The 20,824-nt window shown below is 58.7% G+C and carries 18 protein-coding genes, 1 tRNA gene and 1 pseudogene; 8 read left to right on the forward strand and 12 right to left on the reverse strand.

Annotated features, from left to right (window positions below):
- Window positions 1-78: 78 nt before the first annotated feature.
- Window positions 79-501, reverse strand: coding sequence for a DUF2147 domain-containing protein (locus WYH_RS16435; RefSeq protein ID WP_235980313.1), 423 nt, complete (start codon window positions 499-501; stop codon window positions 79-81).
- A gap of 248 nt (window positions 502-749) precedes the next feature.
- Window positions 750-989 carry a hypothetical protein gene (locus WYH_RS03855; RefSeq protein ID WP_169780699.1) on the reverse strand — a complete coding sequence of 80 codons (240 nt, stop codon included), beginning with the start codon at window positions 987-989 and terminating at the stop codon, window positions 750-752.
- A gap of 183 nt (window positions 990-1,172) precedes the next feature.
- Here WYH_RS03855 and WYH_RS03860 point away from each other — a divergent pair, with 183 nt between their 5' ends.
- The 4 genes from WYH_RS03860 (at window position 1,173) to WYH_RS16765 (ending at window position 3,229) form a co-directional block, all read left to right on the forward strand.
- Window positions 1,173-1,721 carry an HdeD family acid-resistance protein gene (locus WYH_RS03860; RefSeq protein WP_046902788.1) on the forward strand — a complete coding sequence of 183 codons (549 nt, stop codon included), beginning with the start codon at window positions 1,173-1,175 and terminating at the stop codon, window positions 1,719-1,721.
- 129 nt (window positions 1,722-1,850) lie between these two features.
- A protein-coding gene (locus WYH_RS16440) for an IS5 family transposase (protein WP_244877954.1) occupies window positions 1,851-2,554 on the forward strand; the annotation gives its coding sequence in 2 pieces (ribosomal slippage) (window positions 1,851-2,169 and window positions 2,169-2,554; 705 coding nt in all).
- Window positions 2,555-2,598: 44 nt separating this feature from the next.
- The gene (locus tag WYH_RS16760) at window positions 2,599-2,913 is read left to right on the forward strand and encodes a hypothetical protein (protein ID WP_046902790.1); all 315 of its coding nucleotides are present in this window, start codon (window positions 2,599-2,601) and stop codon (window positions 2,911-2,913) included.
- Complete coding sequence (locus WYH_RS16765; protein WP_156320060.1) at window positions 2,873-3,229, forward strand: hypothetical protein; 357 nt, start codon at window positions 2,873-2,875, stop codon at window positions 3,227-3,229. The genes WYH_RS16760 and WYH_RS16765 overlap by 41 nt, the downstream gene beginning before the upstream one ends.
- 253 nt (window positions 3,230-3,482) lie before the next feature.
- Here WYH_RS16765 and WYH_RS03875 read toward each other — a convergent pair whose 3' ends face one another.
- Entirely contained in the window at window positions 3,483-4,097 is a 615-nt protein-coding gene (locus WYH_RS03875) for a S24 family peptidase (protein WP_046902791.1), read from the reverse strand.
- A 120-nt stretch (window positions 4,098-4,217) separates the two neighbouring features.
- Here WYH_RS03875 and WYH_RS03880 point away from each other — a divergent pair, with 120 nt between their 5' ends.
- Both WYH_RS03880 and WYH_RS03885 read left to right on the forward strand, forming a co-directional pair.
- Window positions 4,218-5,339: an IS110 family RNA-guided transposase gene (locus WYH_RS03880; RefSeq protein ID WP_169780701.1), complete on the forward strand. Its 1,122-nt coding sequence runs from the start codon at window positions 4,218-4,220 to the stop codon at window positions 5,337-5,339.
- Window positions 5,340-5,635: 296 nt separating this feature from the next.
- A complete protein-coding gene (locus WYH_RS03885; RefSeq protein ID WP_244877955.1) occupies window positions 5,636-6,139 on the forward strand; it encodes a hypothetical protein in 504 nt (167 codons plus the stop codon).
- Between the two features lie 29 nt (window positions 6,140-6,168).
- Here WYH_RS03885 and WYH_RS03890 read toward each other — a convergent pair whose 3' ends face one another.
- The 5 genes and pseudogenes from WYH_RS03890 to WYH_RS03915 all read right to left on the reverse strand — a co-directional run bounded on the left by WYH_RS03890 (window position 6,169) and on the right by WYH_RS03915 (window position 15,919).
- Entirely contained in the window at window positions 6,169-8,391 is a 2,223-nt protein-coding gene (locus WYH_RS03890) for a helicase-related protein (RefSeq protein ID WP_179945430.1), read from the reverse strand.
- 140 nt (window positions 8,392-8,531) lie between these two features.
- Window positions 8,532-9,311, reverse strand: coding sequence for an IS21-like element helper ATPase IstB (istB, locus tag WYH_RS03895; protein WP_046902793.1), 780 nt, complete (start codon window positions 9,309-9,311; stop codon window positions 8,532-8,534).
- The gene (gene istA, locus WYH_RS03900) at window positions 9,301-10,839 is read right to left on the reverse strand and encodes an IS21 family transposase (protein WP_046904786.1); all 1,539 of its coding nucleotides are present in this window, start codon (window positions 10,837-10,839) and stop codon (window positions 9,301-9,303) included. The genes istB and istA overlap by 11 nt, the downstream gene beginning before the upstream one ends.
- 109 nt (window positions 10,840-10,948) lie before the next feature.
- A pseudogene (locus WYH_RS17100) lies at window positions 10,949-14,907 on the reverse strand (strawberry notch-like NTP hydrolase domain-containing protein); the annotation flags it as partial.
- 103 nt (window positions 14,908-15,010) lie between these two features.
- Window positions 15,011-15,919, reverse strand: coding sequence for a DUF7146 domain-containing protein (locus WYH_RS03915; RefSeq protein ID WP_046904788.1), 909 nt, complete (start codon window positions 15,917-15,919; stop codon window positions 15,011-15,013).
- A gap of 127 nt (window positions 15,920-16,046) precedes the next feature.
- Here WYH_RS03915 and WYH_RS03920 point away from each other — a divergent pair, with 127 nt between their 5' ends.
- Both WYH_RS03920 and WYH_RS16970 read left to right on the forward strand, forming a co-directional pair.
- The gene (locus WYH_RS03920; RefSeq protein WP_046902795.1) at window positions 16,047-16,706 is read left to right on the forward strand and encodes a lytic transglycosylase domain-containing protein; all 660 of its coding nucleotides are present in this window, start codon (window positions 16,047-16,049) and stop codon (window positions 16,704-16,706) included.
- A gap of 12 nt (window positions 16,707-16,718) precedes the next feature.
- A complete protein-coding gene (locus WYH_RS16970; protein ID WP_046902796.1) occupies window positions 16,719-16,916 on the forward strand; it encodes a DUF5818 domain-containing protein in 198 nt (65 codons plus the stop codon).
- Between the two features lie 15 nt (window positions 16,917-16,931).
- Here WYH_RS16970 and WYH_RS03925 read toward each other — a convergent pair whose 3' ends face one another.
- The 4 genes from WYH_RS03925 to fabF form a co-directional block, all read right to left on the reverse strand.
- Window positions 16,932-18,185, reverse strand: a complete 1,254-nt coding sequence (locus tag WYH_RS03925) for a tyrosine-type recombinase/integrase (RefSeq protein ID WP_046904789.1) — start codon at window positions 18,183-18,185, stop codon at window positions 16,932-16,934.
- Between the two features lie 178 nt (window positions 18,186-18,363).
- Window positions 18,364-18,440, reverse strand: a tRNA-Met gene (locus WYH_RS03930).
- A gap of 134 nt (window positions 18,441-18,574) precedes the next feature.
- A complete protein-coding gene (gene mltG / locus WYH_RS03935) occupies window positions 18,575-19,546 on the reverse strand; it encodes an endolytic transglycosylase MltG (RefSeq protein ID WP_046902797.1) in 972 nt (323 codons plus the stop codon).
- A 1-nt stretch (window position 19,547) separates the two neighbouring features.
- Entirely contained in the window at window positions 19,548-20,807 is a 1,260-nt protein-coding gene (gene fabF / locus WYH_RS03940) for a beta-ketoacyl-ACP synthase II (protein ID WP_046902798.1), read from the reverse strand.
- Window positions 20,808-20,824 lie beyond the last annotated feature (17 nt).

Genomic DNA, 20,824 nt, shown 5'->3' on the forward strand with positions numbered 1-20,824 from the left:
GGATGCCGAAGTCGTCCTCGAATTAAAATCCCATTATCTCGGAAGCGACCTGCAGGTGAGACGGGTGGCCAGGGCACGTCAGCGCGAAGAGTGAGATTCGGCAACCCGGTACCACTGCTGGGACCGACAGCCCAACTTGCCGAGCAGGCATCCCTTGGCTTCCAACCGGTTGGCATCGACGACACGAATAGTACCGGTAAAAGTCCGGCCAATGTCCGGTACAAAGACTTGGCCGCGCCAGACACCTGGCCGCTCCTCTACAAAATCACGAAACAACTGCGATCCCACCAGCGGATTCTGACTGCCTTTGCGTGCATCTGCTTTCGCCTTCTCACTGGCCCAGACAACAACGCCGCACATTCGGTCCCCACAACGTTCTGCACGGATATGTACGCTGTTCTTTGGATTTCTCCACACATCGAATGACGATTCCTGGGCCGTGGCTGCCACATGCCCGGACCCCGCCATCACGACCGCGATAGCGAAAACCTTGAGCCACATACGGTTCATCCGCAGACCGACTATAGCGTGTTCAGTTGGCGGCCCGGGGGACTTAATAGCGCAAGATGCTAGTCCACAGATAAGGCGTAATACGCTGAACATGGCTTCCCTCGAGTTTTACCTGCGCCCGATCGACTGCTTCGAAATGGCGATCGGGATTGTCGGTATAATTCGCGCTGAGACTACCGGGTACTGACCTGATCCGGTACCCGCGTCTCTACCGCATGTACTTGGTCGTGGGCCTGCGGTCATCGTCGCACCGTATCCGCCACCAGAACCCCATCCACCATCGCAAACTGCATCACCGCAGCACAGCCCCCGGAGTTTCGGCAGTCAATCGCCGCGATCTGCGTGTTTTGTAGTGCGAACCGGATCACCGCGAAAGTCGCAGCGTCGGCGTCCACGACAAATGACGCGAACAACGCCTCGGGGGTTGGAAGGTTACATTCGCTTCCTGAATGCCCGCCATCAACCGAACGCTCAGCCAAGTCCCCATGCAATTTCGTCTGTTTCCCGTTCCATTGCAGGCTAGAATAGGCAAGCCTCATTGACAAGCACGGCAAGACAATCTCGCATCGGCAGACTAATAAGGACCAATCCACCTCATTGCACCTGCTTGCCCAAAGCGATAGATACATGCGTTGGATAGGCAGACAGATAGGACCGATTGCATGACCGAGAATGACAACGGCGCCGTTCGTCCCACGACAGGCTGGGGCTGGGTTCTAGCTTATGGCATAGTTGTCATTCTGGTCGGGCTTCTGGCCCTTTCCAATCCGCTCGCCACTGGCGTGGCGACCGGTTTTCTGATCGGCACACTGCTGATTGTTTACGGCGCTTTCGCAACATTTGCCAGCCTATCGTATTTGTCCGGCCGCGCGCGCTGGATCGAACTCATTTTGGGCATTATGGGCCTTCTGGCCGGGGCAGTCACAATCTTCAACCCGTTTGCCGGCGCTCTCTCACTGGTGATGCTGATAGGCGCCTGGCTGCTCATCAGCGGAATCCTTGAGGCCATCAGTGCATTCCGGAGCGAGCATGACTGGGGCTGGCGGCTGCTGCTCGGCATTTTGGATCTTGTGCTGGGCGGACTGATTCTGTTCAGCGGCCCTGCGACTGGCCTGATCTTCCTCGCCTTTTGCGTCGGAATCAGCTTTCTGATCCGGGGCGTCTTTCTCTTTATCCTGGCTTTGGGATTGCGGCGACTTGCGCGCATTTGAGCTCGATACCCCGTCTCCACAAATATATGCTGCTGGTCTTCCAAGGGCTTTGCGGGCTAGGTGGTAAACTCATAAACTGGCTTGCGAGATGTAGATTGGATTGATTCAAGGCATTTGAAGGAGCCTTGGATGAGCCGTCGCAGATTTGAGCTTACGGATTTCGAGTGGTCGGTGATCGAGCCGTTGTTGCCGAACAAGGTGCGCGGTGTTCCGCGTGTTGATGATCGTCGGGTGATCAATGGGATATTGTGGCGGTTTCGCACAGGCAGCCCCTGGGCGGATATCCCGGAGCGCTATGGGCCATACACGACGTGCTACAACCGTTTCGTGCGTTGGCGCAAAGCTGGCGTATGGGACCGGCTTCTGTCCTCCGTCAGCGCCGCTTTCGATGGCGAACTGGTCATGATCGACAGTTCCTCGATCCGGGTCCACCAGCATGGTGCGACCCTAAAAAGGGGGCCCCCAATCGCTGCATGGGACGTTCCCGGGGCGGCCTGACTACCAAGATCCATGCGCTGGTTGATGGCCGGGGTTTACCGGTCGGCCTGCATCTGTCGGAAGGACAAGCCAGCGATTGCCGCGAGGCTATCCGCGCACGGATCGAAAGCAACGGCGGCTTCGCCAACATCCCGGCAAAGCGTAATCGACGAAAGGGCTTCGCCTTCAGCGCCTTCCTCTACCGCTATCGCAACCTGATCGAGCGCTTCTTCGGAAAACTCAAACACGCCAGAGGCTTGGCGACACGCTACGACAAACGCGCCGATAACTTCCTCGCTGCCATTAAGCTCTTCTCAGCACGGTTATGGATCGCAACTAATGAGTCTACGGCCTAGAATGGGCCTATGAACATTCAAGCTTAATCTTTTTAGGGCGAATTATGAGCGAGAAGCATCCATACGACGTTGAAGTTCTTGAAATATTCAAAGATCCAAAGAACAGGCTAGAAGGCAAGAAACATGTTCTGATTGAGCACGTGATGTCGATGGGGGAATACTACCTTGGTGCACATAAAGATGAAGTGCTCATTATTTTTGCCGGATATGATGAAAAGAACAAAGTCATACGTGCTTCGGAGAGATCGCGTACACAATATCCACCCCAATATTTTGTCAAACACATCCAAGATGCCAAGGGGCGTTGGGAAGGATGGAGTGACACGAAAAAAATATACAGTCTTTGTAGGCACTGTTGACAAGATCATTAAACCTGAGGATAGGAAAAATACAGCAATTGTCTTTAAAGATGTTTCTCTTGTCTCAGGCTCGCTTGAAGGAGAATCAACAGATCATTTGAACGTAAGCTTTCAATATGACACCCGCTGTGCAGATTTGTACAATGAACAAAATCGATATGTTGTACTTGTATCAAAACAGTATAAACCGCTGGACGGGTGGGAAAATGGAAAACAAAAAAGCGCATTCAAGAATTTTTATAATCCTGGATGCAATTATTTTCAGCCATATGATTTCGATATCATAGAAAAAATGCGTAACACACGAGACAAATAATCACCGTGTTTTGATCTAAGCCGTTGATTTTAAAAGAAAAACTTGGTACGGAGGAGGGGTCCACCAATCTCGCTTAAACAGCTGTTAAAAAGTCATTTCTCTATCAGCTTCGCCAAAAATACCCCCTGTGATACCCCCAGCTTGGGACCTTTGCGATGAGCGGAAATTCGATCGCGGCAAACCGTTCACTTACCCCGAGTAGTGGGCATTCACTTCGCAACTTGGCGTATGTCGCAGGCAGCTTAGCTCCCACTCACGACACCTGAGATCCAATCCAGATCACTCTGCCGACGACATTGATCGCCTTTCGCTGAACACCGTTCCAGCTTGGATAGGCGGGATGGTCGGTCAGGACAGAAATGCGATTTTTGGTCGGATCCAGAGCGATCCGCCTGACGAACGTCTCTGACGATCCCCGGACAGCGTAGAGCCCGTCTTGAAGGGCATCGTGAGAGCGCAGCCTTTGGATTATGACTTCGTCGCCATTCTGCAGGGTCGGCTGCATAGCCTCACCAGCAATGGGTAAGATCGCCAAACCTGCAGGCCTGTTGCATAGGCGTCTTAGCCAGGCTTCATCGACGATCCGAGATCGTTCCTGTGCGATTTCCAAGCCCTTGGCCTCAATTACCGGCACAGTGATGACCGAACGTCGCGGAGTTGAAGAACTCTCTTTTCCGCCGAGCAGTTTGGCAGGAACGTCGAAATGCAGAGCCAGCTGAGCGATGTCGCTTTGATCGAGACGCGCGGGCGTGCCGCGCTTGATGTATTGCTGGATATAGGCGGAGTTTCGGCCTAGCAGACGCGAAACCGCAGCGTACGTCTCTTCCCGCTCGCGGATCAAATCATCAAGCGCTTGCCTTGGGGTCATCCTATCCACTCCTAGCGTATCCTATTCCACTATCACGCCCGAGCGGACAATTCCTACTCGGCGAGTTGCGCGGGCCAACCTAAGTTGGGCTTTCTGGATAGGTTTCGAAGGAGGCGCTGGTTGGTTTATCAGCACTACTGGGTGGGGCTCGATGCGGGGCATCTCGAAACAGCCGTTTGCCTCATCGACGCAGAGGGCGTGATCCTCTTTGAAGCGATATGCGAAACGAAATCCGGTCCCATCAGAGATATTCTGCGGAGGTTTGGCGTCGAGGCAGCGCAGTGCCTCACGATCGAGGCCGGCAATGGCATCCAGATGGTTCGAGAACTGCGTGCATACGGATTTCCTGTTCAGGTTGTCGATGTACGCAAATCGAGCAAGTTCCTGGCAATCAGGCGACAGAAAACAGATGTCCACGATGCGCGAGGGCTCGCAGAGCTCGGGCGGCTCGCTCGATCGATGGGGTCGCAGGTTTTCGTGAAGCCGATGGAACATCAGAATATCCGAACCCTGATCAATGTTCGGAGAACAATGCTGAAGAACCGCGCCAGGACCGATGCGCTCATCCAATCGATTTTCAGGTTATACGGCGGGAACGTGAAACTCCTGAACGGAAGGGGTGCGCTAGCCGCCGAGGTGAACGACCAGGTGCGGAAAATGCGACAGCACGGGCTTGAGATCGGGGTCAATCTGCAACCGCTCGTCGAGATTTCCGAGGCTCTGAGAGAGCAGATCTCCATTCTTGACCGGCAGATGCGCGACATCGCATCGAACAATCCTACATGTCGCAATTTCCAGACGATCCCAGGCGTCGGAGCTGTGATCGCGCTTTCGTTCTACAGTGCCATCGGCGATCCACATCGATTTGAGCGGAGCCGTGACGTTGGAGCATACTTGGGCCTGACCCCAACCCTATATCAGTCAGGCGCCACTTCACGCCGGGGGCGTATCAGTCGGCACGGGAACAAGCTGACACGGATGCACCTGATTACCGCTGCCACCGTGCTACTTTGCAGGATTGAGATCGAAAGCCGTCTTCGCACCTGGGGTCTCGAGCTGGCCCAGCGGGTTGGGTTCCTGAAGGCGCGCGTTGCAGTGGCCAGGAAGCTTGCGGTGATCATGCTCGGAATGTGGAAATCAGGTTCACCGTTTCGCCCAGACGGCACCCCTTCGCTTTTCCTCCAGCAGGAGGAGGCAGGCTTGGACCCCGTTCTGATTTCTGGGACGCAGATCTCGTTGTAGGTAATTGGGCCAAGTCTGCCATGACCAATTCGATCATTTGCGCCAACAGACATGACGGCGTCCGCAATCGATAATGTGTCAAAGTTGACGCATTAAGCCGCAAAACCGGCTTACGGTGTCAAAATCGCATCATTATAGCAGTAGCCGAAATAGGTCTGACGGACAAAATGACTCTCTCGCGCCTCCGGAATATCGTGAACCTCGCTGTGCCTACGCTTTTTCGCCAGATCAATGGTGGGCGAGTACGATGCGAAAGCGAGGCGACGCTTCAGCTACACCTCGGCCGCATAATTTCGTTGGCCGCCGATCTCGAGATTATCAGCGAGCGAGAGACGTTTTCCGTCGAACTCGAAAAACCTTTGCGGAACCACGGAGGCAAACGCGGGCGGATAGACGTCTGGTTCCGCCTAACGGACGATGACGGTCGCCAATGGCGCTGCGCCATCGAGATCAAGTTCTTCAAGCGGGAAAACCACCGCGAACCAAACAATCGTTACGACGTGTTCAAGGACATCGCCCGGCTGGAGCAGTGCGCAGATGTCGCGGATCTAGGGTTCATGTTGGTGGCGACCGATCATCGACATTATGTCGACCAGACAAGCTATTCCAGCGACACGAGCGATTTCGATTTTCGCCATGAGCGAGAATATGCCGCAGGAAACGCCCTTACCTACAAAACCGGCGCGTATGGGCCACCGATTACCCTCGCTGGGAATTATGCGTTTCGCTGGTCAGAGTGCACCTCCGCGCTCCCATACTTGCTAGTCGAGGTTCCCCCGATCCGGCTTGGCCCCGCCTGAGAAATTGACACTCAAACAAACCGAACCAATCACGGTTCGAGCTTGATCTGCAATTCTTCTAGAGCAGCCACGTCGACGCCCTCGTCAACGAGACGGTCAAGATAAGCCAGCAGGTCGTCTTGCCGCGGCTGACCAAATGCCAGCCGGTAGAGTGTCAGGCTGCGTTTGAGCCAACGTAGCCGCGTGTTTTCTCGACTCATCGGTAGCATTGGTACGCGGCGCTCGACCTTTACCGGACCATCAAAAACCCAGTACGGGACAAGTTCGGATTTGCTTGTCGTCGCGCGCTTGGCCGCGTTGAACATCGCCTCCCATGGGTCCGCAGGTGGCTTTGTAGAAGTGCGGATTGCATCGGCGTGTGCCCGGGCAACATTATGCCGGACCGCATGTCCTTTGAACCGGTGAACACGCCCTTCCCTTTGCTCAAGATCGACCGGGTTCCCCGGGAGATTCCAGTGGTAGACTCGATAGCAATAGGGATGAAAATCCAAGCCTTCCTGACCAATCGATGTCGTGGCCAGCACGAACGGTCTGAAAGGCGAATTGAACGCATCGCGCACGCTTCCGAGCCGCACGGTTCCGCCTTCATCATCCTTGTATTCAGCCAATCGCATAGCGAAGCGACCGCGCAACCTGATGGACGGATGAAAGACGACCTTGCCGTCCTCAACTCCCACATCATCGACATCAATCTGGGAGGGGCGGACTGACAAGGCGTGGGTCATGGCTGCGGCCACGCCGGCGACACGTTCACGCTCGGAGCTCCCGGCCAAACCCTCGCCTTCGACGAGATAATGGGCGTACTCGTCGAGCACCGACTGGAGGTTGTGCTCGACACCATGCGTCAATGCGCTGCGCCAGTAGTGGTCATCGCGCTCTTGCCGTAGGAGAGCAACGGCGTCGTGTTGATTGAAGAGCGCCCGAAAACCCCAGGCGACTGATGCCGCGGCGTCCATCAAATGCGGGTCATCCCAAGCCAGTCCTGGCGCAATGCGATGGAGCGCGCGCAATGCACAGACAGCCGGACTTCCCAAGGCTACATCGACCAGCAGATCCAGCGTGTCGTTGTCGAGCTCCCCCAGCGTTGCCTCGGTTGCAGTCCTTCGCAACTCGGCGATGTGTTCTCGAAAGCCTTCCTCCTGGATCGTCCATCTGTAACCCAGATACTGCAGCCACCCGGAAGACTTGGTCTTCAACAATACGTCGATCGTTGCCGGCGTGGACCATTCTGCATCCCTGCCAGCTGCTTCTCCGCCATTTCCCTTGGCGAACAGGTGCCCCAGTGCAGCACGAATACGATCCGCAATCGCTGCGCGCATTTCGGCAACCGACAATTGTTCCGGAGCGCCAGAAAACACGCTGAGCGGATCACAGATTCTGGCCAGTGTTGGTGACGGATAGATCAGGTGTAGCGCGCGCATCGCAGCCGGGCGACCATCGACCAGCTTGAACTGAAGCGGACGGCGGCGCGTGGCTTCCGAGTAGGACCGAACCACCGACGCTGCCCCCATCCGCCGTTCGGCTTCGTAGGAAAGCAGTGCGGCAAGCGCATCGGGCACCATCTGCCATGCAGAAAAGACAAGCGCTTTCGTAGCCGGTGTGCCCTCAGATGCTGGGCCATAGTATGTGACCGCTGGGGGAAGCCAGAGGTGCTGATGGAGCCCTGAATCAAACAAATCAGCCATCAACGCTCGAAGGCGCCCATTAGCCGGATCAATCGGCTGATAAGCTTCGACCTGTTCGCGACGGATGCCCAGCGCCTGCGCATCGCTCAACGCTGATATCAGGGCCCGGTTCGAATTTGCGGCTTTATCCTTCAGGCGATGCTTAAGCGTGTAATCACGCATAAAATTCAGGAGGTAAGGGGCGGACTTCCAATACTCGATGATTTCGCGCGCATCGACGGCTCGCGCTACGCGGGCAAACGCTTCGGCCTGATGGAGATCGGCAGGTGCGAGCGGCACGTTGATCGATGGCTCAGCCAGCATCGAATCTCGCTCAGCCGTACTGCCAACGCGCTCGGTGCGCGCCATAACGCGCTTCAGTGTACGCTGAACCTTGTTGCGCGCGCGCTTCGCGTCGGTCGCGCTAGACGGCAGTTGCTGGAGTAGCTTACGGAAGCGGCGCATTTCGCGGTCAAGTTCGACCTTGATGGTCGCCCCCTTATCGCGGCCGTAGAGGAACTCGATTGTTTCGAGGAAGTCCTCGTAGTGATCGCCGTCATCGGGCTCATCGCCCGAAAGCGTGAGCATCTTGTAGGGAGTTGCGGAGAGTAGAAGGGTACGTGCGCTGGCTGTATCGTCAGAATGTTGATTTCCACTGAGAGCTGACCCGGGATTTCCATCGAGAATTGACCCGGGTGGGTATTATGTCCCGCTGTGCGGGCGGTGGGTCAAGCGGGTGATTTTTCCTTTCTGGATTTGGGCGCTGCCGAACTGGCGCGGAAGCGGAAGCTGTCGTTTCCGGTTTCGAGGATGTGGCAGTGATGGGTGAGCCGATCGAGCAGCGCTGTGGTCATCTTGGCATCGCCGAACACACCGGCCCACTCGCTGAAGCTGAGGTTGGTGGTGATGATGACGCTGGTACGCTCATAGAGCTTGCTCAGAAGGTGGAAGAGGAGCGCACCGCCTGACGGGCTGAACGGCAGATAGCCAAGTTCGTCGAGGATCAGCAGATCGAGGCGCAGCAGCCGGTCGGCAAGCTGACCGGCCTTGTTCATCGCTTTTTCCTGTTCCAGCGCATTGACCAGATCGACCGTGGCGAAGAAGCGGACCTTTTTGCGGTGATGCTCGACAGCCTGAACGCCAAGCGCGGTGGCAATGTGCGTCTTGCCGGTTCCGGGACCACCGATCAGCACGACGTTGTGAGCCCCATCGATGAACTCGCCGCGATGAAGCTGGCGGACCATGGCCTCGTTCACCTCGCTGGAAGCGAAGTCGAAGCCGGCCAGGTCCTTGTAGGCCGGGAACTTGGCGGCCTTGATCTGGTAGGCGATGGACCGGACTTCGCGTTCGGCGACTTCGGCCTTGAGCAACTGGGAGAGAATAGGGACGGCCGCATCAAACGCGGGTGCCCCTTGCTCGATGAGTTCGCCGACGGCCTGGGCCATGCCGTACATCTTGAGAGAACGCAGCATGACCACGACGGCGGCGCTGGCGGGGTCATGACGCATGACGCAGATCCTTATTCCGCAGGGTATCGTAGCGGGCGACGTTGGCCTTGGGTTCACGCTGCAAGGTCAAGGCCTGCGGGGCATCGATTCTGGGCGGCGTGCCATCCTTGCCGTCAATCAGGCGATGCAGGATATTGAGAACATGGGTCTTGGTCGCGACGCCGGCCTCGAGAGCCAGTTCGACGGCACACAACACGGCTTGTTCGTCATGGTGCAGGACCAGCGAGAGGATTTCTACCATCTCCCTGTCGCCGCCGGAGCGCTTCAGAAGCTGGCCCTGTAGTTGCCGGAACGCCTCCGGCATCTCGGTAAAGGGGGCGCCATTGCGCAAGGCTCCCGGTTTGCGCTGGATCACCGCAAGATAGTGCCGCCAATCATAGATCGTCCGTCCCGGTTGATCATGGGATCGTTCGATGATCCGCCCATGCTCGCACAGGAGCTGCCCCTCGGCGGCAATGACGATCCGATCGGGATAGACCCGCAGGCTTACCGGCCGATTGGCGAAGGAAGCGGGGACGCTGTAGCGGTTGCGCTCGAAGGATATCAGGCAGGTCGGCGACACCCGCTTGGTGTGTTCCACAAAGCCATCGAAGGGGCGCCCCAGTGGCATCAGGCTTGCGAGTTCGGCGGCATGCACATCAGCGATGGTGCCGGGCAGCACGCCATGCGGGATCTCTCCCCACTGCGCGATGCATTGCTCCTCGAGCCAGGCATTGAGCGCATCGATGTCCGGGAAGGCGGGCCCGGAAGGACCATGGGCCTGCCACAGTCGCCGCCGCGCATCCTGAACGTTCTTCTCGACCTGACCCTTCTCCCATCCCGCGGCGGGATTGCAGAACTCCGGTTCGAACAGGTAATGGCTCGCCATGGCTGCAAAGCGGGCGTTGACTTGCCGGGCCTTACCGCTGCCGATCTTGTCGACTGCGGTTTTCATATTGTCGAAGATTCCACGCTGCGGCACCCCGCCCAGCACCCGGAAGGCCTGGGTCATGGCATCGAACAGCATCTCATGGGTCTGGAGCGGATAGGCCCTGACGATAAAGGCTCTGCTGTGCGACAGCTTCGTATGTGCGGCCTGCAGCTTGGTCTGCTTGCCGGCGATCATGGCCCAGTCCTCGCTCCAGTCGAACTGGAACGCCTCGCCAGGCTGGAATACCAGTGGGACGAAAGTTCCACGCCCAATAGTCTGGGCGTCGCGCTGGCGGTCCGCCTTCCAGGTCCGCGCGAAAGCCGCAACGCGGTTGTAGGAACCGTCGTATCCCAAGGCCACGAGATCGACATGCATCTGCTTGACCGTGCGTCGCTGCTTGCGCGACTTGCTGGCCTCGATCCTCAGCCAGGCCGAGAGCCTCTCGGCAAACGGGTCCAGCTTGCTCGGGCGATCGGGAACCTTGAACTTCGGCTCCACCGTATCCGCCCGCAGGTACTTGCGGATCGTGTTGCGCGACAATCCCGTGCGCCGTTCAATCTCACGGATCGGGATGTTCTGCCGGAAATGCCAGCGTCGAATTACACTCAGTAACGCCATGTCGATCACTCCAGGATCTCCCGACCTGCAAGCCAGGAGAACGATCAAAACATGGGTCAATTCTCAGTGGAAATTTATGCCCCTCCCGGGTCAGCTCTCAGTGGAAATCAACAGCCTGGCATAGTTCGGGCACGCAATGGAGCGGAACCTCCCGGCCTAACAGCGAGCGTCCGTCTCGCGCCGAGATCCGGCTGACCCGAACATAGTCGGAAGGTAGTGTGTCCCACACCGGAAGCAGCAGGCCGGTTGCAAGGTGCAATCGCTCGCGCTTGAGATGGGAGGCGGCGTCATCGACCTCAGCCTGCCAGAGGCGGCGAAATTCGGTTGGATCCACCGTTTCCCAGTTGCTCTCCTCGAGTTGATCGGCGGTGATGTGCCCATGCTTCAAGGGACGGACAAGCTCGAAGCGGGCCACACGCATACCTTCGTCGGTGAGCAGGCTGCGCGCTGGGACAAGCAGCCCGATCCGGCCTGAGCGCGCATTACGCAGAAGCTGCTGACGCGAACCTGAAAGGCCGTAGAACTCCTCGAGCCGTTCGAGACGCAAAGGCTTGAGCGCGCGGGCGATTTCGAGTTCCAGGAGATGCGTGGTCGCACCCGACAGCGCATCTGTGCGCAGTAGCGTGTCGGTCAGCACCTCGTAATGCTCTACCGCAATGGTTTCGACCCCAATGTCGAGCGTACCGGCCTGGCGTGCTGCATCGATCCGCGCTTCGACTAGGCCGAGAAACTCGTCAAATATGCCGTTTTGCAAAACAATCGGCAACGCGAGGATGCGATTGAGCCAGCGCTGGATTGTTGGCAGGTCATCGACCATCCCGCCGTCGGCTCCTTCGACCCTGAGCCCGCTCAATTCCTCAAACCGAGAAAGCGTAACGGCTTCCAGCTTGCCTGCGAACAACAGGCCGAACCAGCGGTGAAGCGCCTCCTTGGCGTATGTGCTCTCGAGATTGTCGGCAGGATCGAAGAGGTTCTGCCCACCCGTCTGGCGCTGCCCGCGGGTCAGTGCGCCGAGGCTGTCGAGCCGACGTGCAATGGTCGATATAAACCGACGTTCGCCACGCACATCGGTGGTCACCGGGCGGAACAGAGGGGCCGATGCCTGATTGGTGCGGTTGGTACGGCCAAGGCCCTGGATTGCGGCATCGGCCCGCCAGCCCGGCTCAAGCAGGAAGTGGACCCGGCGCATCTGGTTCTTTGCGGCGAGGTCGGCATGATAACTGCGGCCGGTGCCACCAGCATCGGAGAAAACGAGAATTCGCTTTGTCCCGTCCATAAAATCTCGCGTCTCGGCGACATTGGCGCGCGGAGAGCGCGACTGGAGCACCTGGCGCCCATTGCGTCCGACGATCAGGCGGCGGGTACGGCCGGTGACTTCGGCAACCTGATCGACACCGAACCGTTCGATGATCGCATCGAGCGCCGTCGCGATCGGCGGCAAGGCACAGAGCTGCTCGATCATGCGATCGCGCGCGGCAAGCGCCGAACGACAGAGAACAGGGGCACCGTTCTCATCACTCATTGGTTCGGACCGAGCATTGCCGTTCTCGTCCGTAAACACGGACATCAACCGCACAGGAAAGCTTTTGGTGAGGTAATCGACCACGTATTCGCGGGGGAGAGATCGATTTCGAGTGCTTCACGTTCCGCATCGGAGAGATCAGCGAGGCGGCGGTTAAGCATGGCTTCGGCGGTCGAGACGAGTTGCACTACAACAGCGTTGCCGTCGGCAAGTGCCGTATCAATCGCAGGCAGCAGGCTCGGCAGCTTCATGGATAGAAGGAGCTGCGCGAAGAAGCGCTGCTTGGTGCCCTCAAACACCGAAAGCGCAGCCGATTTGGCACCTGAATTCAGGGTATCGCCACTGTCAGTGTCGACGATCCGAGTTGCCTCGAGTGCCTCGCGCAGGTTGGCATGGATGATTGCCCAGGCGTCTGCATAGGCGTCATAAACCGCTACCTGGTCGGGGGTCAGGCAATGCTCCAGAATCTCGTACTCAACTCCGGCGAATGAGAGTGCCCTCGCCGCGTACAGCCCGAGTGACTTCAGATCGCGCGCGACCAGTTCCATGGCAGCGATACCGCCATCGCGGATATCTGCGACAAAGGCTTCGCGATTGGCAAAAGCCGTCTCGGGACCCCACAGCCCAAGGCGGGTGGCATAGGCGAGATTATTGACGTCGGATGCCCCGGTCGCCGAAGCGTAGAGCACGCGGGCGCGCGGCAGCAGATTCTGGATGCGAACACCGGCAATGCCCTGCTCCGATCCCTTGACCTTACCACGTGAGCCCTCCCCGCCTGCGGCGTTGGCCATCGCATGGGCTTCGTCGAAGACGATGAGCCCGTCGAAGTCCTCCCCTGCCCATTCGAGAATCTGATCGAGCCGGGTCGCGTCGCTTCGACCCGAACGCAGTGTCGGATAAGTCACGAAGAGTATGCCCTCGCGCATCCCGATCGGGACACCGAGCTTCCATTGGCCAAGGGGCTGGACGTCGATGGGAAGGCCGCCGAGCGCGCTCCAGTCGCGGCGGGCATCTTCGAGCAAAGCTTCGTTCTTGGAAATCCAGATGTGGCGCCGTTCGCCCCTCACCCACCGGTCGAGGATGACGGAAGCGACCTGCCGTCCTTTCCCTGCACCAGTTCCGTCACCAAGAAAGTAGCCCATGCGGTAGGCGTGCCCCTCGGCGCTCGCCTTCAAGGCGCAGCCCTTGTCGTCGGGCTCAAACCGTCCCGGCAGATCGCGGGCATGCGCGCTTGCGGCATAGATCAGGGTCTCGGCCTGCGCAGCGGATAGGACGCCCCCAGCAATGAGGCTCGACGGAAGCTGAGGCACCACTTCGGGCACGGGTGCGGTTATCGAACCCATCGCAACGGATTCGACTAGGGGGGTCGGATGCGGGACAGCATCTGCAATTGAGATCCGGCTCGGCCGGTAGGGCAAATAATGCCCAACCTGGCTTTCGATCGGCGCAGGTGCTTCGAGCGGAGTAAAATCAAGCGGCAGGATCGACGGCGCCGCATTGGTTGGATGGACCTTAAGTGGAACTGGTTTCGTCCTGTTCGCAACCAGCCGTAGCGGCAATGCTGGCTTGATGCCGATGCTGGGTCCCGCGGGCAGGCTTACCCGGTTAGGGAGCATATCGATCAGCAGATGAAGCTCGGCAAAGTTTGCCGGCTGGGCGATGATCGGGCTGGTACCATCCTCAGCCTTGTCGAGAATCAGGAGCCGGGATGAGATTGAGGTGCCCTGCTTGACGAAACCGCGCTCGATCGTCGCGTTGAGACGCAACGAGACGGGACCGGCGATCCCGACAAGAAACTTCGGAAGCTCGAACCATTCGGGCATCACTGCGACCAGGCGGCCACCAAGCAGAAGGCGCTTCCAGGCAGAACGCAAGTGCCGGTCGCCAGTGCGGCTATCGTGGCCCCTCTCGATACTGTGTGAGTAGGGCGGGTTCATCAGCACCACGCTCGGACCCACGTCGGGCGTGAGAAGTTCGTCGATCAGTTCCCCGTCAAACCCCGTGACTGTCGCCTCGGGAAACACGGTGCCCAGGCATTCGCGGCGCAGCGGCGAAATCTCGTTGAGAGCAAGACGCGCAGCTGCCTTTGCTGCCCATACGCCCAGCATGCCGGTCCCGGCCGACGGTTCGAGAACCAGTTCATTGGCAGAAATCGCGCATGCCCTTGCAGCCACCCAGGCCAGACGGGGCGGCGTTGCGAATTGTTGCCACTCGATCTGCTCGTCACTCCGGTTGGACTGGGTCGGGACCAGACCTTCAAGGCGTGTAAAAGCCTCATCGGCAAAGCTGGATGACATCGCAGATGAGAATTCAGTTGCCTGCGCCAGGAACAACACCTGCGCCAATTCAAGTGCAGCATGGGCATCGCGTACGGACCAGTGTCCTTCGGCGTCGCTACCGCCGAAGTGATCAGCCATTGTTGCATTCACAGTGAGCCGCGAAATTGCTTGATCTGCAGCGAGCCGCGCGGCCAGCGTCCTCGCCGCTGCCAACACTTGCGGCTCGGCTGGATCGGAGAATGCGAAAGCGGTATTTGCGTCTGACATGGGAGACCTCCTGAAGAGGCCCTGGGTTTGTCCGGGTGTCCGTTCAGATGGATCCGTCCGGGGGCCTCACAAGGCCCCAAGCCCGCTTTCCTCTCACCGACATTCAGACCGCAGCTCGGACTGAGCGCATGAGCACGTCATTCCAGTCGTCGCCGGTTAGCTCCGGACGCCTGGTGACAATCAGCCGCCCTTCGCAAGCGTAAGCCTTTCGCGCACGCTCTTCAGCAAGGCGGCCGCCCGCATCATTATCGACAAAAAGAAACAGCTGCCGCACCGATTCCGGGATTGTGGCCAGGCCGAAGCGTTCGTTTCCCAGCGTCGCCCAGCAGGGAACATTGAACATTTGCATCGCTGAGAGGGCTGTTTCGTTTCCTTCTGCGAGGCCAAGGCGTCCACCATCGGGGTACGCGAAACGCACCGCGCCAGAGCCGGGACTGCCTAACGCACGCCTAGGCTGATCGAAAGAAGCCAAGCTAGTTTTGTCGAGGTCGAGGAAGGAGCGATGCAGCGCGAGAATTCCGGCATCATTGCGCACGGCCGCGACCATCGCGGGAAGAAACCGGACAGCACTCTTTGGCCCCAGAGGCATACGCGGGTGGAAACGCAGCTCCGGCGAAACAATCGTGATGCCTCTGGACACGAGGTACTTCTCGGCGGGGCTGCCAATGATGGTCGACGCCTCATGCCAGAGCCTCAGCGCATTGCGATTGGCGACTTCCTGGCGCGGTTCGGTCACGATCGGATCACTCGTGCCATCGAAAAGGTCCGCAATTCGTATTCCGAGCCCGGCCATGGCTTCTATCACCGCCTCGTTCGCACAGCCGGCAAAGCAATGAACGAGGATTGCACGCTTTCCGAGTGTGATGCTTAGCGAAGGAGTGCGATCGTCGTGGGCCGGGCAGCAGCACATTCCGCGCGAACGCGACCAAGCACCGCCCAGCTGCTCGACTATCTTGCGCGCGCGGTTTTCCAGTTGCAGACCTTGGAATTGGGATGATCGGTGTTGGTGCATGGGGGCCTCTCCATCGTAACGTGCCTCCACCCGCGCAACCTCCTCTCTGCGTCGCTGACGTTTCATTTTCCTACATCAGATGTTCTATATATGTTCTTTCCCGATTCGACCACCAAAGGATTTGGGAATGAGACTGAAATGGGCAGTAGTTGCAGGGGCAACGACAGGATTTGGGTCCGTCCTCCCCGCTCACGCGCAGGAGATGGAGCCCCCTCAGATGACCGTTGCCTCGGAGTTGACGACCGACGGCTTCCGCGTTGCAGAAGGGACTGATGGCTTCCTGCTCGTCGAACATGGCATTTGGAGAAAGCCTCCAACGGCCTCGTCCGAGCCGCCGGCTACCGATGCGGGTCGAACCTATCTGCCCTATCGATATCCAAAGCCCCAAGGCAGCGCGCCATCGGGCTTCCGTCGGGCTAGCTACCTTCCTCATGTTTACGCTGCTGAGGCTCAATACTCGCTACCAAGCGGCCTTCTCGACGCTCTTGTATGGACGGAATCACGATATAATCCGATGGCCATCAGCAAGGCCGGGGCCGCAGGCTTGGGGCAATTGATGCCAGGGACAGCGCGGGACCTTGGCGTTTCAAATCGCTTCGATCCCAAGGCGAACATCTTGGGTGCGGCCCGATACCTACGCCAGATGCTGGACAAGTTCGGGGTGGTTCATCTGGCCCTCGCTGCCTACAACGCAGGTCCAGGTGCCGTCGAGCGCGCAGGCGGTATTCCTCGCAATGGCGAGACGCCGGCCTATGTGCGCGAAGTGCTGCGCCATTGGCGTTTTTGAACGGGGGGTGTTGTGAGCGCGGGTCGAATACGCGTCTCGGGAATTTTAAGCCGCGGTAGACGCGGGATGTTCCTGACCACGACAGACGAAGTCGTCTGGATCATCGAGAGCGAAGAACCCGAATGCGAATTCGTCGGATCAGCGGTGATTGTCGAGGGGGTTGTCGCAGGTCGAGATCGTTTGCGCGCAGACTGGATTGGACCGGTCTGATCGAAGCCATAGTTATCAGGCTGCGCGCTTCCCTGCCTTCTTGATGTCGATCACCTTCCCGCCGCTCAGATAGTCAGCCCAGTCCTGCATCATCCGGCGCCGAGGAGCCAGGTATTCAGCGGCATTGTAAGCTCCACGCACGTCGTTTTTCTCCGAATGCGCGAGCTGTAGTTCGACCCAATCCTCATGGTATTTCCTGATCCACATGGGCGGCTTACCGAACTCGACCAACTGCTCATTGGCCCAAGTGCTCGCCAAGCCCCGGAAGCCGTGTACGGTTTGGCGGCTGTGGTATCCGAGGCGATAGAGCGCGTAGATCATTGTGTTCTCTGAAAGCGGCTTGTTCGGGCCGTTGCCCGGGAAGAGAAACTCGCCAGGCGCTGCTGCTATCATGGATTTCGCGATGTGCGTTGCCTGCTGCGAGAGGGGTACCAAATGCTCTCGTCCCATCTTCATTCGCTCGGCTGGTATCCTCCAGACAGGTGATTTTCCGCCCAGGTCTTCAAACTCGGATTTGGCGGCGAAACGCAGTTCCTTGGTTCGAACCCAAGTCAGGAGCGCAAAGAGAACTGCGTCACGGGTGATCGCGGACCGTCGTTCGCCCTCTTCCTGATAGGCATGCAGCTTCTCGATGAATGCGGGCAACTCGCTGAGCGGCAGCCGGCTCATATGCTTCACTCTTGGACGCGGCTTTAGAGCCCCGCGCAAATGCGTCGTCGGATCGTTCGAGGCAAGACCACACGCGATTGCGAACTGGAAGACTTGCCCCACCCCTTGTTTCGCACGCCGGCTGATATCGAGCGCGCCTCTTGCTTCGATCTTGCGGATCATTGCCAGGACGTCGGGTGCCGTGATTTCATTCACGAGTTTCTCGCCGATGACTGGAAAGACGTCCCTTTCCATGCGCGACCAGACGCGTTCGGCGTGCGCGGCATTCAACGCGCTCTTTCGATTTTCATGCCAACGCTTTGCGACCTCGAAGAAGGTGGCTCCTTCCTGCGAGATCACTTCTCCCTTGGATTTCATTGGATCCTTGCCCTCGGCTAGCAACGCCTTTGCGGCTGTGCGCTTGTCGCGCGCGGCAGCTATCCCGAGATCTGGGTAAGCGCCGAACGAGAGCAACTTCTCCTTGCCCGCGAAGCGGTACTTCATCCGCCATAACTTTGACCCGTTCGGCTGTACGAACAGGAATAAGCCCTCCCCGTCGGCCATCTTGTAGGCGCGCTCGCGTGGCTTGGAATTTCGGGCCTGAATCTCCGTGAGAGGCATTGGGGGTATCGCTCCTTTCCGATACTCCGCGAAAATACCCCCAAAATACCCCCACACCAAATCTGGCTGCATGTGGAAGACCATGGGCGCATGCGGACGCGAATCACCCGCAACCCTCTGCTTTTCTTTCGATTTTTGGAAAAATGCGGAAGCTAGTGGAAGCTTCCGGATCAAGGAATGGTAGCGGAGGAGGGACTCGAACCCCCGACACGCGGATTATGATTCCGCTGCTCTAACCACCTGAGCTACTCCGCCCCAGAAGGGCATTCCGCGATGGGAATGTGGCGCTGCCAGAGCGCCGGTAGGCGGCGCATTTAGGGCGGCCCCGCCCCCCGGTCAACCGCCTTTATGACTGTTTTCAGCCTGGCAGTCGAACCGGGGAAATCCGGTCACATTTCCCCCCGCTCGCGCCGCAATGCAAACCACTTCTCCACATTGCGATTATGCTCCTCCAGCGTATCGCTGAATACGTGCCCGCCCGATCCGTCCGCCACCATGAACAGGGCGTCGGTCTGGGCCGGGTTCACCACGGCTTCTATCGATGCGCGGCCGGGATTGGTGATCGGCCCCTTGGGCAGGCCCACCATCGCATAGGTATTATAATCGTTCACCGCGGCGATTTCCGACTGCCTGATTCGCCGGCCGAGCGGCTTGCCCCTGGTGATCGGGTAAATGATCGTGGGGTCGGCCTGCAGCATCATGCCCTGCTTCAACCTGTTCGAATAAAGCCCGGCGACCATGCGCCGCTCTTCAGGAACGCCGGTTTCCTTCTCGACAATGGAGGCCAGTACCACCGCTTCTTCCGGCGTATCGACGGCAATGCCGGAGGATCGCTTCTTCCACAGTTCCGCCACGGTTTCGCTCATCGCAGCCTGCATCCGGGCCAGCACAGCAGCGCGAGTCTCACCGCGTTCGAAATCATAGCTTTCGGGCAGGACGGAACCTTCTGCGGGAACGTCCACCTCTCCCGTCAGGAGCGGTTCTGCCAGCAATCGTTCGCGTACCATGATCGAAGGCAAGCCCTCGGGGATGGTAACGTAGCGGCGGATCACCTCGCCATGCTGGAAAGTGTCCAGGATCGTCGCGGGGCTTGCGCCGGCAGGCAGCAGGAATTCGCCGGCCTTTACCGGATCGGAACTGCCAAGAATCTTGGCCCGCAGCAGGAATGATTCGGAAGAGCCAATCAGCCCTTCTTCCTCCAGCTTTCCTGCAATGGCTGTCAGGCTCGACCCGGAAGGCACGACGAAGCTGGTGTCTTCCTCCACTTCGGAGGAACCCCACCAGCTCCAGCCGAACCAGCCCAGCGCCAGCAATGCCGCCGCCAGCAACGCGACCACAAGCAGGCAGCCGCGCTTCGCCATGTCAGTCGACCCGTTTCATCACCAGGCTGGCATTCGTGCCGCCAAAGCCGAAACTATTGTTGAGCACGGCGCGCACTTCCCGCTTCTTCGCGGTCAGCGGCACGAGATCGACGCCTTCAGTGCCCTCGTCCGGATTTTCCAGGTTGAGAGTCGGCGGCACGATCTGATCGCGCATGGCGAGAATGCAGAAAATGCTTTCCACAGCCCCGGCCCCGCCAAGCAGATGGCCGATGGCCGATTTGGTCGAGCTCATGGATGCACCAGACAGATCGTCACCCATCAGACGCTTGACCGCACCCAGTTCGATCGTATCCGCCATGGTCGAAGTGCCATGCGCGTTGATGTAATCGATATCGGTCGGCACCATGCCGGCCTTGCGCAGCGCCATTTCCATGGCGAGGAAAGCGCCCAGCCCTTCGGGATGCGGCGCGGTAACATGATAGGCATCGCCCGACAGGCCATAGCCAACCACTTCGGCATAGATCGTCGCGCCGCGAGCCTTGGCGTGCTCATACTCTTCCAGCACCACAACGCCCGCGCCTTCGCCCATGACAAAACCGTCGCGGTCCCTGTCATAGGGGCGGCTGGCCTGTTCCGGCCGGTCATTATAACTGGTGTTGAGCGCGCGCGCCTGGGCGAAGCCGGCCACACCCAGCGGGTTGATCGTGCTTTCCGAACCGCCCGCCAGCATGATGTCGGCATCGTCATCCTTGATCATCCGCGCGGCGTCACCGATCGAATGTGCGCCGGTGGAGCAGGCAGTCACGACTGCATGGTTCGGCCCCATCAACCCGTATTTGATCGACACCTGGCCACTGATCAGATTGATCAGGCGGCCGTGAACAAAGTGCGGAGATACGCGGCCGGGGCCACGTTCATGCAGGACGATCGATTCCTTTTCGATCCCCGGAAGTCCGCCGATTCCCGAACCGATCGAACAGCCCGTGCGCCGCTTCAGCGCATCGTCCATATCGGTAAGGCCGGCATGTTCAAGCGCCTGCCCGGCGGCATCGATGCCGTAAACAATGAACGGATCGACCTGTCGCTGGATCTTGGGATCGACGCGCTTGTCCGGATCGAAACCCCAGGGATGGTCCTTGGGCTTCACTTCACAGGCGATGTGGCACTTCTGGTCGGACACATCGAAACGGGTGATCTTCCCCGCCCCGCTTTTCGAAGCGAGTATATTCGCCCAGGTCGTCTCGACATCGCCACCCAGGGGCGTGACAAGGCCCAGGCCGGTTACCACCACACGACGCATATTAACTCTCCAAAATC

Origin of the sequence: Croceibacterium atlanticum (genome assembly GCF_001008165.2) — a bacterium.
GTDB classification, from domain to species: Bacteria; Pseudomonadota; Alphaproteobacteria; order Sphingomonadales; family Sphingomonadaceae; genus Croceibacterium_C; species Croceibacterium_C atlanticum.